This is a genomic window from Roseomonas aeriglobus (assembly GCA_016937575.1).
Taxonomy (GTDB): Bacteria; Pseudomonadota; Alphaproteobacteria; order Sphingomonadales; family Sphingomonadaceae; genus Sphingomonas; species Sphingomonas aerigloba.
This window is the reverse complement of record JAFHKN010000002.1, coordinates 3566655-3581036: the sequence shown is the minus strand read 5'-3', so window position 1 is coordinate 3581036 and position 14382 is coordinate 3566655. Positions and strand designations below refer to the sequence as shown.

Sequence of the window (14382 nt, the reverse complement as noted above, 5' to 3'; positions counted from 1 at the left end):
CCGTCACAACCAATCCGGCACTCGTTCCGCGCCCATAACCGTTTCGGCAGCGATGCGATCAGCGACGACGGCGTAGCGATCACCGTCGACCAGCACTTCGGGCACCAGCGCGCGACTGTTGTAGGTCGAGGCCATCGTCGCACCGTAAGCCCCGGCGGTGCGGAAGACGGCAAGATCGCCGCTCTTCACCACATCGATCTCGCGGTTCTTGGCAAAGGTGTCGCCGCTTTCGCACACCGGTCCGGCAATGTTCGCCGTGATGCGCTCGCCGTTCGGTTCGACCGCAACGAAATCATGGAACGCGTCATACAGGGCCGGCCGGGCAAGGTCGTTCATCGCCGCATCGACGATCACCCAGGGGTCACCCACGCCCGGCTTCACCCAGATGACCTTGGTCAGCAGCACACCCGCATTGCCCGCGATCACGCGGCCGGGTTCGAACATCAGCGTGACACCCCAATCCTTTGTCACGCGTGCGACCATCGCACCGAGTTCGGCCGGCGAGGGGAAGACGTCGTCGGGCCGATACGGCACGCCCAGACCACCACCAAGATCGACATGTGTGATCTGATGGCCGCGCGCGCGCAGTTCGGCGACCAGCGCGCCGATGCGGACATAGGCCTGCTCCAGTGGTGCCAGGCTCTGCAATTGACTGCCGATGTGGATCGCGACACCGCGTAGGTCGAGACCCTCCAGCGGCGCGAGCCGGTCGAAGATCGCGACCGCATCGCTGATCGCGACGCCGAACTTGTTCTCCGCCTTGCCGGTCGAGATTTTGGCGTGGGTGCCCGCATCGACGTCCGGGTTGACCCGCAGCACCGCCGGCGCCCGCTGACCGCGCTTGGCGGCGAGCGACGCAAGGACGCTGCCCTCCTCTTCCAGCTCGAGGTTGAACTGGCCGATCCCGGCGTCGAGCCCGGCTTCCAGTTCCGCGACTGTCTTGCCGACACCGGAGAAAACGATGTCCGCAGGCTTCATGCCCGCCGCCAGCGCACGGCGCATCTCGCCGACCGACACGACGTCGGCGCCATAGCCCATGTTGGCCATGATCCGCAGCACCGCGAGGTTTGGATTGGCCTTGATCGCATAGGCCAGATGCACCCTGCCGGCCTGTTCAAGCCCCTCACGAAACGCGCGGGCATGGCGCTCGAAGGTGCGGCGCGAATAGACATAGACGGGGGTGCCGACCTCCTCCGCGATGCGGGTCAGGGGCACGTCTTCGGCGTGGAGCACACCGTTCTTGGGGGCAAAATCGTCCATCGTCTCACTTCGGCGGAAGGTCGAATTCATCGCGGGCGCGCTTGTCGCTCGTCTGCTGCAGGTCGTCGCCACGGCGTGGGCGTGCCTGGGTCGTGGGTTGCATCAGGTCGGTCGCGGTCGGCGTGGCGGTCGCGCCATAGGGCTTCACCGGCAGCGACTGGCCCGCCGCGGGTTTCAGGTCACCGCGCGACCCGCAGGCCGCCAGTGCGAACAGGCCGACAGCGACGAGAACCCTCATGCCTCCTGCTCCCGCGCGGCCCGCGCTGTCGCGACTGCCGCTCGAACGCGGTCGGGGGCGGTGCCGCCGAAGCTCTTGCGGCTGGCAACCGAGGCGTCGACGGTGAGCACATCATAGACGCGCGCATCGATCCGCGCGTCGATCGCAGTCAGTTCCTCGATCGGAAGCGCGTCGAGTTTCACGCCCAGAGCCTCGGCACGCGCCACCGCGCGGCCGGTGACGTGATGCGCCTCGCGGAACGGCAGGCCGGCTTCGCGCACCAGCCAGTCGGCGAGGTCGGTCGCAGTCGCAAAGCCAGCCTCGGCCACGCCGCGCATCCGGTCGGTGCGGAAGGTCGCGCTTCCGACCATCCCGGTCATCGCCGCGATCGACAGCGCGAGCAGCGAATGGCACTCGAACACCGGCGGCTTGTCGTCCTGCATGTCCTTCGAATAGGCGAGCGGCAGCCCCTTCATCGTGATCATCAGGCCAGTCATCAGCCCGACGATCCGCCCCGAATGCCCGCGCACCAGCTCGGCCGCGTCGGGGTTGCGCTTCTGCGGCATGATCGAGCTGCCGGTCGACCATTGGTCGCTCAGGGACACGAATCCGAACGGCTGCGACGCCCACAGCACGAATTCCTCGGCCAGGCGGCTCAGGTGCAGCGCGCATTGGCTGGCGCTGGTCAGATATTCGATCGCGAAGTCGCGATCGCTGACCGAATCGAGGCTGTTGGTGGTGGGACCGTCGAAGCCCAGCGCCGCCGCGGTCATCTCGCGGTCGATCGGGAAACCGGTGCCGGCGAGCGCCGCCGCGCCCAACGGACAGCGGTTGAGCCGCGCGCGGGCATCAGCGAACCGCGACCGATCGCGTGCGATCATGTCGTGATACGCCATTAGGTGGTGGCCCAAAGTCACCGGCTGCGCACTCTGCAAATGGGTGAAGCCCGGCATCACCGCATCGGCATGCTCGTCGGCGCGCGCGATCAGCGCATCGAGCAACGCGCCGAGGGCGACCATCGTCTCGTCGATCGCGTCGCGTACCCACAGACGAAAATCGGTCGCGACCTGATCGTTGCGGCTGCGCGCGGTGTGCAGGCGGCCGGCGGGGGTCCCGATCGCCTCGGCCAGCCGTGCCTCGGTCAGCATGTGGATGTCTTCGAGCGCCAGATCCTCCGGCACGCCGTTGGCGGCATAATCGTCGGCGACCTTTTCCAGCCCCGCGGTGATCGCGTCGGCATCCTCGCGCGACACGATGCCGGTTTCGGCCAGCATCGCGACATGCGCCTTGGAGCCTGCAATATCCTGCCGCCACATTTGCTTGTCGAACGGGATCGAGGCATTGATCGCGCGCATCACCGCCGAGGGTCCTTCGGCGAACCTGCCGCCCCACATGCTGTTGGAGGAACTCATGCGCGTATCGCTTTACCCTGTGATCCTGGTGGCCCTGCTGGCCGCGGGCTGCGATAGGCAATCGAGCGCCCCCGCACAAGAAAACGTCGCTACCGCCGCCGCAAGTCCGGATGAGGTCAGCCCGGACGAGGTCGCACCGTCGAACGACACCGCACCCGCCGCGACCGCGCGCGAAGTCGACCGCAGCCACAAGGGCGAAGTCGCGCCAGCCAACTCTTTCGCGAGCCTCGACGGCAGGACGGGATCGATGGCCGACTTCAAGGGCAAGCCGGTTTTGCTCAACCTGTGGGCGACGTGGTGCGCGCCGTGCGTGAAGGAACTGCCGACGCTCGACGCGCTCGCCAAGCGGGAAGCGGGCAAGCTGGCGGTCGTCGCGCTCAGCCAGGACATGGATGCAACCAAGGTCGGACCGTTCGTGCAGGGCAAGGGCTTGGGGGCGCTCGACGTGCGAACGGATGCCAAGATGGCGTGGATCCCGAAGGTCACGCCGACGCTGCCGACGACGATCCTCTACGGCTCCGACGGGCGCGAGATATGGCGCATGGTCGGCGATTACGACTGGACGGGCGCCGAGGCAGCGGAGCTGCTGGCGGAGGCGAAGTAAAGCCGGGTCAGGGCACGCGCCGCACGGTCAGGATCTTGACCGGCGGCTCGAGCATCTCACCCTTCATCACGCCTTCGCCCTTGGTCGGCGAGCGGGGCGAGTTCCAGATCGTCTTGACCACGTCCATCCCCTCGACCACGCGGCCGAACACCGCAAAGCCGGGGTCGTCGGCCTTCGCGTCGAGCCCGGTCATGTCGCCGACGACGATCGAGAAGTCGGCGGTCGCCGTCCCCGGCGCCAGCCGCGCCATCGAGATCGCGCCGTCGCTATGGGTCAGACCGGTCTTCGAGGTCGGTTCGTGGGCGATTCTCGGATAGCGCTTCGCCATGTCGCGCTGCCCCGCCTGGATGAGCCCGGCGTTCCACGGCAGCTTCATCGAGCGATAGAAGGTGATGCCGTCCAGCCGCCTGGCATCGACGTAGCGCAGGAAATTGGCCGTGGTGACCGGCGCGCGTTCCTTTTCCAGCGCAAGCGTGATCGGACCGGCAGTGGTGGTCATGACGACCTTCACCGTCGCCGGGGCGGGTGGCGGGGTCGGGGTCGGGGTCGGGGCGGGTGCAACCGGCGCCACCTGCAACAGTGCGGCAAGGACAAAGGGAGCGAACATAGTCTGGCCTCTCACCGTCATTCCCGCGAAGGCGGGAATTCATTCTGGCTGAACGTAGTGAGCCTTACCGCGCTCAGCGACTATTGATTCCCACCGTCGGGGTCTTCGCAAAGTAATATGCTGCGGGGTGCCCCTTCGCGGGAACGACTGACATCATATGAGCGCCAATTCGCTCAGCTTTCCAACCAACGTTGCCGGCATCGCCGAGAGGCCTTCCGCCCCGCCACCCAGATCGATCGGCGCATCGGCATCCTCCAGATAGCGCCAGCCCTGATGCGCGCGCTTGCCGCGCGGCTGGACCGGGATCAGTTCGCGCCCTAGCCGGATCGCGATACGCCCGCCCTCCGCCTCGCCGAAGCCGATGATCGGGGAGCGCGCAACCAGCTGGTGCTTGATGATCCAGTAGAGCGAGCCCTGCCCGGCGATCTCCTCGTGCCGCTTGGGCAGATAGCGCGTCGTCAGCAACAGGCCGGTGCCTTCGCCGGCGCGCAGCCGTGCGCGCTCCTCCAGCGAGGGGAGCGAATCATGCCCGAAGGCGACCTTTGTCAGATGGAGCGGCACCGCCCCCATCTGGGGACGCCGCCCGCGGCGCTCAACCCACCAGGCCGCTGGCTGATGCCAGACCCAGGAAGACGAGGAAGCCCATCGAATCGGTCGTCATCGTCACGAAGATCGACGAGGCGACGGCCGGGTCGAGGTTCAGCCGTTCGAGCGTGAGGGGCACGACGACGCCGAACAGCCCGGCGATGACGATGTTGGCGAGCATCGCGGTCGCGATCACGCCGCCGAGCAGCGCGTTGGCGTAGAACAGCGCGACCGCGATCCCGATTACCGCGGCGACGGTCGCGCCGTTGAGCAGCGCGACCGCGATCTCGCGCCGAATCGTGCGCAGGGTGTTCGACCGCGTCAGCTGGTTGGTCGCCAGCGCGCGGACGGTCACCGCCATCGTCTGCGTGCCGGCATTGCCGCCGACACCCGCCACGATCGGCATCAGCGCGGCCAGCGCCACCATGCGGCTGATCGTTCCTTCGAACATCGTGATGATCGTCGCGGCGACCAGCGCGGTGCCCAGATTGGCGATCAGCCAGCGCACGCGCGCCTTGTAGGATTCGCGGATCGGTTCGTTGATGTCGCCGTCGCCCGCACCGGACAGCAGCAGGGCGTCCTCGCCGGCTTCTTCCTGGATGATGTGGACGACGTCGTCGACGGTGATCATGCCGACCAGCCGCCCACTCGAATCGACGACCGCAGCGGAGATCAGCGCATATTTCTGAAAGCGCAGCGCGACCTCTTCCTGGTCCATGTCGACCGGGATCAGCGTTTGTTCGCGCTTCATGACGTCGGCGATCGCGATCCCGCGCGGCGTGCGCAGGATCCACGACAACTGGCAGCTGCCGATCGGCTTGTGCCGCGAATCGACGACGAAGATTTCCCAGAAATCGGTCGTCAGATCATCGTTACGGCGCAGATAGTCGATCGCGTCGCCGACGGTCCAGTGTTCGGGCACCGCGATCAGCTCGCGCTGCATCAGGCGGCCGGCGGATTCCTCGGGGTAGCTCAGCGCCTCCTCGATCGCCGCGCGATCGTCGGGCTCCATCGCGCGCAAGACTTCGCGCTGTTCGTCGGCGCCCAGATCCTCGATGATCGCGACCGCGTCGTCGGTATCGAGCTCGGCCGCGAGTTCGGCGACCTCCTGCGGCTCCAGCGCGTCGATCAGGTCCTCGCGGACGTAATCGTTCATCTCCGCGAACACGTCGGCGTCGACCAGATCGTGGAGCGCATGCGCCAGACGCGCGCGATTGTCCTGGCCGGTCAGCTCGAACAGGTCGGCGATGTCGGCGGGGTGGAGCGGCTCGACGAGTTCGCGCGCGCGTTCGACATCGCCGTCGTCGACCGCATCGAGCACCGCGCGAACGAATTCGGGCTTCAGCCGATCGTCTTCGTCCAGTTCACCGGCATCCTCAGGTGCCGTCTGGGCAAGTTCGGTTTCGCTCATCCCCGCCCTCCCGGCCAAATCCTGCTGAACCCTGTAGCGCTTAGCCGCGCCGAGCGGGCTTTGTCAGGAAAAATCCGCGCGGCCGCTTATCATTGCCACGCGTCCGCGACCCGCCTAGGGCGTTGCCCAATTTGACCGATTTTTTGGAGACATTCCATGGCCGACACCCTCAATATGACGCTGGACACCGGCGACGTGACGATCCGTCTGCGCCCCGATCTGGCGCCGGGCCACGTTGAGCGGATCACGACGCTCGCCAACGACGGCTTCTACGACGGCGTCGTCTTCCACCGCGTCATCGACGGCTTCATGGCGCAGGGCGGCGACCCCACCGGCCGCGGCACCGGCGGGTCGAAGCTCCCTGACCTGAAGGCCGAATTCAGCCGCGAACCGCACGTCCGCGGTGTCTGCTCGATGGCGCGCACGATGGACCCGAACAGCGCCAATTCGCAGTTCTTCATCTGCCTGGACGACGCGACGTTCCTCGACGGGCAGTACACCGTCTGGGGCGAAGTGATCGAGGGCATGGACGCCGTCGACGCGCTGCCGAAGGGCGAGCCGCCCGCGAAGCCGGGCAAGATCGTCTCCGCCCGCGCCGAATAAGCGACACCGCCCCCTCCCGGCCGGTGCTGGGGAGGGGGCGAAGGTCACGAAGTTCACACCAAAGCGCCGTTTTCGCCGTCGTCATCGTCGCGGTCGTGGGCGTCCTCCGCCCAGTGCATCGTCACCGGCGCCGGCGCGGCCGCCCGTTTGGCCACTTCCAGCTTCTCCTCGAAATCCGCCCCGAGCGAGGCCATGTCCGCGCATTCGTCATGGTCGGCGCGCCCCTCGCGGTTGGCGACGGCGGGCGGCATGCGATCCGGGTAGAGATCGGCCAGGTCGAGCGCACAGGCGAGGTCGCCGGGTGCCATCAGCGCTTCGGGCGCGTCGGGCATCGGCGGGGCGAGTGCGGTCAGCGCCTGCGCAACCGGAGTGACCGGCGGGATCGGCAATGCCTCGGGCCGTTCGCCGCGATGGGCATGGGCGTAGCGATCGGGCAGGTGGGCGCGCAGCAGGAACATCAGCAGCCGGTCGTTCTGCCGCATCCGCCGCCCGATACGGCGACCCTCCTTGTCGAACACGGGCTCGTCGCTGCCGTGAATCGCGCGGTCGAAGGCGACATCGACCAGATGCAGCGCGGCCTGATGGATCGCCGCATCCCAGGCGGCGGCAAACGCCTCTCCGCCAGGCGAGCGGCGTAGGCGATACGCGCCGCTGGCCGACATGCCGACCTGACGCGCGGCCTCCAGCACCGAGCCGCAATCGGCCAGCGCCTCGATGAAGCTACGCTGGCGTTCGTGGCTCCAGCCGTCGTTGCGGGGCATGCGGCGCACCGGCACCCAGTCGTAATCGTCGCGCGATCGGCCATCGGCGTCGAGCGCAGTGGAAGGGACCGCCACGGGAAGGCCGGTGGCAGCAGGCGGGCATGAAGGCGTCTGCGTCATCCAGCAGGATGGATCAGATTTGCGCGATGTAGGAAATGGCTGTTGGATTTTTTGCGGGCGAGGTGTGGCGGATGGGTATCCATCAGAGGGCCCGTTTCCGCCAAAAAAAAAGCGGACATCGTACTTCCGGGCAATAGCCGACAACCGCGAGTATTTATTCGCGCGTCGTTATCTAATCCTTGGCAGCTCAGGCGGAAGAAACTTACGAATAGACGGCATGATATAGTCGCCAGGTAGCAATCCTATGCGTTTTAAGGATCGTACGCCAGCTTCTTTGACGAAATCGGAATGAAAACTTGGGCCGTCGGGGCCCCATCCAACCCAGATCAACCCTTCGTCGCCACTCTTCGGCAACTCGGGATTGCAGGTATCCCCTTTCGGATAACCCCTTATCACGTCACCGTACTTCAGTGAACCGGCAAACACCCGGCCGACTTGTAATCGCCAACCTTCTGATGATTTATCTTTAATAATCTTTGCTTCAAAAAGCTCTGTCAGCTTAGCGGAATTTGCACGATTAATTTCATCATACCGCTCGTCTGTTAGCGGCTTCGATCCGGGTACAATATAGCAGGCCATGCTCGGACTGCTGGCTATTGCAGCAATTATGGCAGCGGCTAAGCCGGTCGTACCTACGAGGCCCATTGCGCACCTTCTCGCATCAACAGCCCATACATTAAGGGTTGCTCAATTCCAACAACGCGGGCGTTCTGGCTCCCGCCCACAAGCGGATACCTCACGCCCCTATCACATGCAGCGCAACCCGCCGCCGATGCGGCGAGGTGCGGTGCTCGAAGAGATACACCCCCTGCCATGTCCCCAGCGCCGGGCGGCCTTCCATGACCGGAATCGACAGGCTGACCGCGGTCAGCGCGGCGCGCAGGTGGGCGGGCATGTCGTCGGGGCCTTCGTCGTCGTGTTCGTACCCCCGCGATTCGGGCGCGAGTCTGGCGAAATAGCGCTCGAGGTCGCGGCGGGCGGCGGGGGCGGCGTTTTCCTGGATCAGCAGCGAGCAGCTGGTGTGGCGGACAAATAGGGTCAGCAGGCCGGTGGCGATGCCAGTGCTCGCGACCCAGGCGACGACGTCTCGCGTGATCTCGTGCAGGCCCTGGCCGGGCGTCGACACGACCAGTTCGTGGCTTGCCTGGCGCATCAGCCGCGCCGCCGACGGTGGTCGATCAGCGCGTAGATCGCGGCCGACACCGCGACCAGGCCGAGCGCCGCGGCGGTTTCGGCCCAAGCGAGGGTCGACAGCAGCGCGACGATCAGCGCGGCGGCGGCGAGGGGGACGAGCGCGCCGCCGGGGGCGCGGAAGGGTTCGCCGGCCATGGCGACGCCGCGCGTGCGCAGGCGGAGGACACCCAGACAACAGATCAGGTAGAGGATCAGCGTGCCCGAACTGATGAGCAGCACGAGCTGCTTGAAGCTGCCCGACGCCGCGAGCAGGAAGGCGAGCGCGCTGTAGGCGAGGATCGCGACGCTGGGGGTGGCGTAGCGCGGGTGGATCCGCGTCAGCGCGTGCGGCAGTTGCCCGGCGCCGGCCAGCGTGAAGGCGGTGCGCGGGCTGGAGAGCATGTCGGCGACGAGATAGCCGGTGCCCGACACGAGCGTCAGCGCGACCATCGCGCCGGCGGCGGGCGCGCCGAAGATCGCCACGGCGACCGCGACCAGCGGGGTCGACGACGTGGCGAGCGCGGGGCCCAGCACGCCCTGCGCGACGACCTGCAACCCGATGTAGAGCGCCGCGACCGTCGCGAGCGCGAGCAGAATCGCGCGTGGGATCGTCCGTGCCGGGTCGCGCGCCTCACCGCCAGTGCCCAGCCCCGTTTCGACGCCGACGAAGGCGAAGATGAGGAGGACCGAGGCGTGGCCGATCGTTTCCAGGCTGGGCGTGACCGTCCAGTGCAAATTGACCGGGCGGATCATGGTGGCGCCCACCGCGATCAGGATGAGAAGAGGGACAAGCTTGAGCATCGCGAAGATCCGCGTCGCGCCGGCGCCTTCGCGCACGCCGCGGATGTTGATGATGGCGAGCGTCGCGTAGAGCCCGCCGAGGATCAGCGTGGCGACCAGCGGTGTTCCGGCAGGCGCCCAGACTTGCGCCAGCGTATCGACGAGCAGGCGGGCGAGCGCGGCGCTCGATGCGGCGGCATTGGCGATCAGCAGCAGCACGCCGGCGACGCCCGAGACGACCGGTCCGTATGCGGCGCGGGCATAGGCATAGAGGCCGCCCGCCTCCGACACGCGGCTCCCCGCTTCGGCCAGGCACAGCCCGACCAGCGCGATCAGCACGATGCAGACGAGATACGCCAGGATTGCAGCGGGGCCGAGGATTCCGGCGATCAGTGCGGGCAGGCCGAAGATGCCGACCCCGACGATGCCGTTGAACGACCCCGCGGCGATGCTGCGCACGCCGAGGACGCGTTTGAGGGGGGTGTCGATGGGGGAGAGGCTCATCGTCGCGCCCTTATCGCGCGATGGCGCCGACACAAAGCGTGTCGTGCTCCCCCGCAGGCGGGAGCCCAGCGTTCGAAGGGTATCGCTGCGTGGCTCTGGGCTCCCGCCTGCGCGGGAGCACCGGGAGGAGTTGTCGCCCGCCCCGCACCTCGCTAGGTCGCAAATCATGACGATCGGACAAGAGCGGCTGGCACGCCGCATGGCGCGCGGGTGCGAATTTCTGGGCAGCGAGGTCGCCGTGATGTGCGGCGCGATGTCATGGGTCAGCGAGCGCAACCTGGTCGCCGCCATGTCGAACGCGGGCGGCTTCGGCCTGATCGCGTGCGGGGCGATGACGCCGGCGTTGCTCGACGCGGAAATCGCCGGGACGAAGGCGCTGACGGATAAGCCGTTCGGCGTGAACCTGATCACCATGCACCCGCAGCTATTCGACCTGATCGAGGTCTGCGGCCGCCACGGCGTCACCCATGTCGTGCTGGCAGGCGGGCTGCCGCCCAAGGGGTCGCTGGAGGCGATCAAGGCGACGGGCGCCAAGGTCATCTGCTTCGCGCCGGCGCTGAGTCTGGCCAAGAAGCTCGTGCGATCGGGCGTCGATGCGCTGGTGATCGAGGGGATGGAAGCCGGTGGCCATATCGGCCCGGTCTCGACCAGCGTGCTGGCGCAGGAAATGCTGCCCGAACTCGCCGAGCAGCTGCCGGTGTTCGTTGCCGGCGGGATCGGCCGCGGCGAGGCGATCGCGGGCTATCTCGACATGGGGGCCGCCGGCGTGCAGCTCGGCACGCGGTTCGTGTGCGCGACCGAAAGCATCGCGCACCCGAACTTCAAGAAGGCGTTCATCCGCGCCTCGGCCCGCGATGCGGTGGCGAGCGTCCAGATCGACCCGCGCCTGCCGGTCATCCCGGTCCGCGCGCTGAAGAACGCCGGCGGCGAGGCCTTCACCGCCAAGCAGCGCGAAGTCGCCCAGCTGCTCGACGAGGGCAAGGTCGCGATGGCCGAGGCGCAGTTGCAGATCGAGCACTACTGGGCCGGGGCGCTGCGCCGCGCGGTGATCGACGGCGATGTCGAGCACGGCAGCCTGATGGCCGGCCAGTCGGTCGGCATGGTCACGAAGGAAGAACCCCTTGCCGACATCCTGGGCGCGCTGATGGCGGAGGCCGCCCAGGCGCTGGAGGCGCGGGCCGCCTGATAACCCGATCGTAACCATCGCCGGCGCATCCTGGTCCCCAAGGGGGCGCGAGAAGGGCGTCGGTGATGCGTATCAGGGTTTGCGTGGCGGCTGTCGCCGCCGTTTTGGGTGGATGCGCCCGCAAGGAGGCGCCGGTGGCCGTGGTCGCGGCGCCCCCGCCGCCGGTCGTGGCGAGCGTGCCGGTAGCGAAGCCACTGCCGCCGGCCGGTGCGGCTGCGAACATAACCCTGCCCGCGCAACTCGCCGACGGTACGTTCGACACGCCCAACCGGGCGCTCGGCGAGGCGGCGACCGTCTGGCACTTGCGCGCGGCGCTGAACGTCGCGGCGCTGCGGTGCAACGATCAGGCTCTGGTCGATGCCTACAACGGCTTCGTTCGCGCGAACGCCAAGGTGCTCGCCAAGGCGCACGACGGCGCGATGCGCGACGCCGGCGGCCAGGCAGCGTTCGATGGGCGGATGACGAAGCTCTACAATTATTTCGCGCTGCCGCCCGTGCAGGACGCGTTCTGCGCCGCCGCGGCCACGATCGCGAGCGAGGCGGCGGCGACGCCGGCGAACGAGCTGCAGCGGCTGGCGACGCTCGGCCTGCCGGTGCTCGATGCGCCCTTCACCAATTTCTTTATCCGCTATGCCGCCTATCGCGCCGATCTGGCGGCGTGGGAGGCGGGACGGGGCGCCCCGCGGCTGGCCTATGACATGAGCGTGATGACCGTGGATCCTGTCACGCGACGCGCGGGGATTGCCGTAGCGTCACGGTGAACCCAACGACCCTCGCACGGGCGCATCTGATCTGGTAGCGAGACAGCGATGCCCTTGTCCGCTGCCGCCTCCGCCCGCGAAATCCTGGTCCGCCTGCACGACGTGATGGCGGCGCGGACCAGCGCGCAGGCGAAGCTCAATCAGGTCGCCGATATCATCGCGGAATCGCTCGATAGCGAGGTCTGCTCGATCTACCTGCTGCGCGAAGGCGTGCTGGAGCTGTTCGCGACGCATGGTCTCGAGGAAAGCGCGGTCCATGTCACCACGCTGGCGCTGGGCGAGGGCCTGGTCGGCACTATCGCGCAGAATGTCGAGACGCTGAACCTGGACGAGGCGGCGGCGCACCCCGACTTCGCCTATCGGCCCGAGACGGGCGAGGACCGGTTCCACAGCTTCGCCGGCGTGCCGATCATCCGGCGTGAGCGGTCGGTGGGCGTGCTCGCGGTCCAGCATGTCGAACCACGTCGCTATGCCGACGTCGAGATCGAGGCGCTGCAGACCGTCGCGATGGTGCTGAGCGAGCTGATCGCCAATGCCGGTCTGATCGACGAATCGGCCGCCGCCACCACCCGTATCCAGTCGACCGCGACCGCGCGGATCCAGGGCTTCAAGCTGGTCGAGGGCATGGGCGCGGGCGTCGCGGTCTATCACCAGCCGCGCATCGTCATCGAACATACCGTCGCCGAGGATACCGAGGCCGAGCGGCGACGCGTCTACACCGCATTCGACAAGATGCGCGACCAGATCGAGCGGATGCAGCAGCAGGCCGAATTCGGCGTCGGCGGCGAGCATGACGACGTGCTCGAGATGTACAAGATGTTCGCGTACGACGAGGGCTGGTCGCGGCGGATCAACGAGGCGATCGACAGCGGGCTGACCGCCGAGGCCGCGATCGAACGCGTCCAGCAGCGCACGCGGATGCGGATGCGCCAGATCGACGACCCGTTGCTGCGCGACCGGATGCACGATCTGGAGGACCTGTCCAACCGACTGATCCGGATCGTGTCTGGGCGGCTCGGCACTGCAGCGCAGATGGGCTTGCGCGAGGACACGATCCTGATCGCCAAGAATCTGGGCCCCGCCGAGCTGCTCGAATACGACCGCCGCCGGCTGAAGGGCGTGGTGCTGGAAGAAGGATCGCTGACCGCGCACGTCATCATCGTCGCGCGGGCGATGGGCGTGCCGGTGCTGGGACGCGCGAAGGATATCAAGCGGCTGGTGGCAGAGGGCGACAAGCTGTTGCTCGACGTCGGCAGCGAGACATTGTTCGTGCGACCCACGCAGGCGATGGAGGAGGCGTTCGAGGCCAAGCTGGCGATGGGCCAGAAGCGCCGCGCCGCCTTTGCCGCGCTGAAGGGCGTCGCGCCGGAGACGCGCGATGGCAACCGCGTTACCGTGATGGTCAACGCCGGCCTGCGCGATGACGTCGCCGCGCTGGAACTGACCGGCGCCGACGGCATCGGGCTGTTCCGCACCGAATTCCAGTTCCTCGTCAGCGCGACCATGCCAGCGCGCGAGCGCCAGCAGCGGCTGTACCGCGACGTGCTGGACGCCGCGGGCGATCGACCGGTGGTGTTCCGGACCGTCGACATCGGCGGCGACAAGGCACTCCCCTATCTCGACCATGACGAGGAGGGAGAGGAAGAAAATCCGGCGATGGGCTGGCGCGCGCTGCGCCTGGCGCTGGAGCGCGAAGGACTGATGAAAGCGCAGGCCCGTGCGCTGATCGAGGCGGGCGCAGGCCGGACGCTGAACGTCATGTTCCCGATGGTCAGCGAACCGTGGGAGTTCGATCAGGCGCGTGCGATCTTCGAAGCGCAGCGCAGCTGGCTGGCCGATCGCGGCAAGAAGCTGCCGACGCAGATCCGCTACGGCGCGATGCTGGAGGTACCGGCGCTGGCCGAAGTGCTCGACCTGCTGCTGCCCCGGCTCGATTTCCTGTCGATCGGCACCAACGACCTGACCCAGTTCCTGTTCGCCGCCGACCGTGCGCACCCGAAACTGGCGGTCCGCTACGACTGGCTCAGCCCGGCCATCCTGCGGTTTCTGGCGCGCGTATCGGGTCAGGCGCGGGCGGCGAATGTGCCGGTTGCCGTCTGCGGCGAAATGGGCGGCCGTCCGCTGGAGGCGCTGGCACTGATCGGGCTCGGCATCGATCGCCTGTCGATCACGCCAGCGGCCGTCGGGCCGATCAAGGCGATGATCCGCAGCCTCGATCGCAGCGCGATCGTCGCGCAGATGGGCGCGTGGCTTGCCGCCCCGCCGGTCGACATGCGCGCGACACTGACCCAGTGGGCGGCCGATCGCGGCGTCGAGCTCGACTGACGTGCCTATCACCCTTTTGCGCGGCACAATCGTTGACAGTTCGCAATAAGCAGTGAACATCCGCGGCCGACAC

Annotated in this window: 15 protein-coding genes; 5 read left to right on the top strand and 10 right to left on the bottom strand. The window is 67.5% G+C overall.

All coding sequences use genetic code 11. The features are described 5' to 3' along the window. Window positions 1-3: 3 nt before the first annotated feature. From lysA to argH, 3 genes are read right to left on the bottom strand one after another with little or no spacing between them, the layout of a single operon-like run. Complete coding sequence (gene lysA, locus JW805_17550; protein MBN2973816.1) at window positions 4-1260, bottom strand: diaminopimelate decarboxylase; 1257 nt, start codon at window positions 1258-1260, stop codon at window positions 4-6. A gap of 4 nt (window positions 1261-1264) precedes the next feature. Then, the gene (locus JW805_17545; protein MBN2973815.1) at window positions 1265-1498 is read right to left on the bottom strand and encodes a hypothetical protein; all 234 of its coding nucleotides are present in this window, start codon (window positions 1496-1498) and stop codon (window positions 1265-1267) included. Continuing rightward, the gene (gene argH, locus JW805_17540) at window positions 1495-2889 is read right to left on the bottom strand and encodes an argininosuccinate lyase (GenBank protein ID MBN2973814.1); all 1395 of its coding nucleotides are present in this window, start codon (window positions 2887-2889) and stop codon (window positions 1495-1497) included. The genes JW805_17545 and argH overlap by 4 nt, the downstream gene beginning before the upstream one ends. Between argH and JW805_17535 the strand changes: the two genes are divergently transcribed. Beyond that, complete coding sequence (locus JW805_17535) at window positions 2870-3493, top strand: TlpA family protein disulfide reductase (protein MBN2973813.1); 624 nt, start codon at window positions 2870-2872, stop codon at window positions 3491-3493. The two genes, argH and JW805_17535, sit on opposite strands and share 20 nt — an antisense overlap. A gap of 7 nt (window positions 3494-3500) precedes the next feature. Here the strand turns inward: JW805_17535 and JW805_17530 are convergent, their stop codons facing one another. The 3 genes from JW805_17530 to mgtE form a co-directional block, all read right to left on the bottom strand. Beyond that, a complete protein-coding gene (locus tag JW805_17530; GenBank protein MBN2973812.1) occupies window positions 3501-4100 on the bottom strand; it encodes a peptidylprolyl isomerase in 600 nt (199 codons plus the stop codon). A gap of 153 nt (window positions 4101-4253) precedes the next feature. Next, entirely contained in the window at window positions 4254-4661 is a 408-nt protein-coding gene (locus JW805_17525; protein MBN2973811.1) for a DUF1489 domain-containing protein, read from the bottom strand. A gap of 31 nt (window positions 4662-4692) precedes the next feature. Further along, window positions 4693-6096, bottom strand: a complete 1404-nt coding sequence (gene mgtE, locus JW805_17520; protein MBN2973810.1) for a magnesium transporter — start codon at window positions 6094-6096, stop codon at window positions 4693-4695. A 156-nt stretch (window positions 6097-6252) separates the two neighbouring features. On the opposite strand from mgtE, the gene JW805_17515 reads away from it, so the two are divergent. After that, entirely contained in the window at window positions 6253-6699 is a 447-nt protein-coding gene (locus tag JW805_17515) for a peptidylprolyl isomerase (GenBank protein ID MBN2973809.1), read from the top strand. A 53-nt stretch (window positions 6700-6752) separates the two neighbouring features. Here JW805_17515 and JW805_17510 read toward each other — a convergent pair whose 3' ends face one another. The 4 genes from JW805_17510 to JW805_17495 all read right to left on the bottom strand — a co-directional run bounded on the left by JW805_17510 (window position 6753) and on the right by JW805_17495 (window position 10037). Further along, a complete protein-coding gene (locus tag JW805_17510) occupies window positions 6753-7535 on the bottom strand; it encodes a hypothetical protein (protein MBN2973808.1) in 783 nt (260 codons plus the stop codon). Between the two features lie 213 nt (window positions 7536-7748). Further along, window positions 7749-8225, bottom strand: a complete 477-nt coding sequence (locus tag JW805_17505) for a hypothetical protein (protein ID MBN2973807.1) — start codon at window positions 8223-8225, stop codon at window positions 7749-7751. Between the two features lie 91 nt (window positions 8226-8316). Continuing rightward, on the bottom strand, window positions 8317-8733 hold the full coding sequence (locus JW805_17500) for a YjbQ family protein (GenBank protein MBN2973806.1): 417 nt from the start codon (window positions 8731-8733) through the stop codon (window positions 8317-8319). Beyond that, window positions 8733-10037, bottom strand: coding sequence for an amino acid permease (locus JW805_17495; GenBank protein MBN2973805.1), 1305 nt, complete (start codon window positions 10035-10037; stop codon window positions 8733-8735). The genes JW805_17500 and JW805_17495 overlap by 1 nt, the downstream gene beginning before the upstream one ends. A 166-nt stretch (window positions 10038-10203) precedes the next feature. On the opposite strand from JW805_17495, the gene JW805_17490 reads away from it, so the two are divergent. From JW805_17490 to ptsP, 3 genes are all read left to right on the top strand, one after another. Next, complete coding sequence (locus JW805_17490; GenBank protein ID MBN2973804.1) at window positions 10204-11223, top strand: nitronate monooxygenase; 1020 nt, start codon at window positions 10204-10206, stop codon at window positions 11221-11223. A gap of 65 nt (window positions 11224-11288) precedes the next feature. After that, window positions 11289-11984 (top strand): hypothetical protein, encoded by a 696-nt coding sequence (locus JW805_17485; GenBank protein MBN2973803.1) that lies wholly within the window; start codon window positions 11289-11291, stop codon window positions 11982-11984. A 48-nt stretch (window positions 11985-12032) separates the two neighbouring features. Beyond that, window positions 12033-14309, top strand: a complete 2277-nt coding sequence (gene ptsP, locus JW805_17480) for a phosphoenolpyruvate--protein phosphotransferase (protein MBN2973802.1) — start codon at window positions 12033-12035, stop codon at window positions 14307-14309. Window positions 14310-14382: the final 73 nt, after the last annotated feature.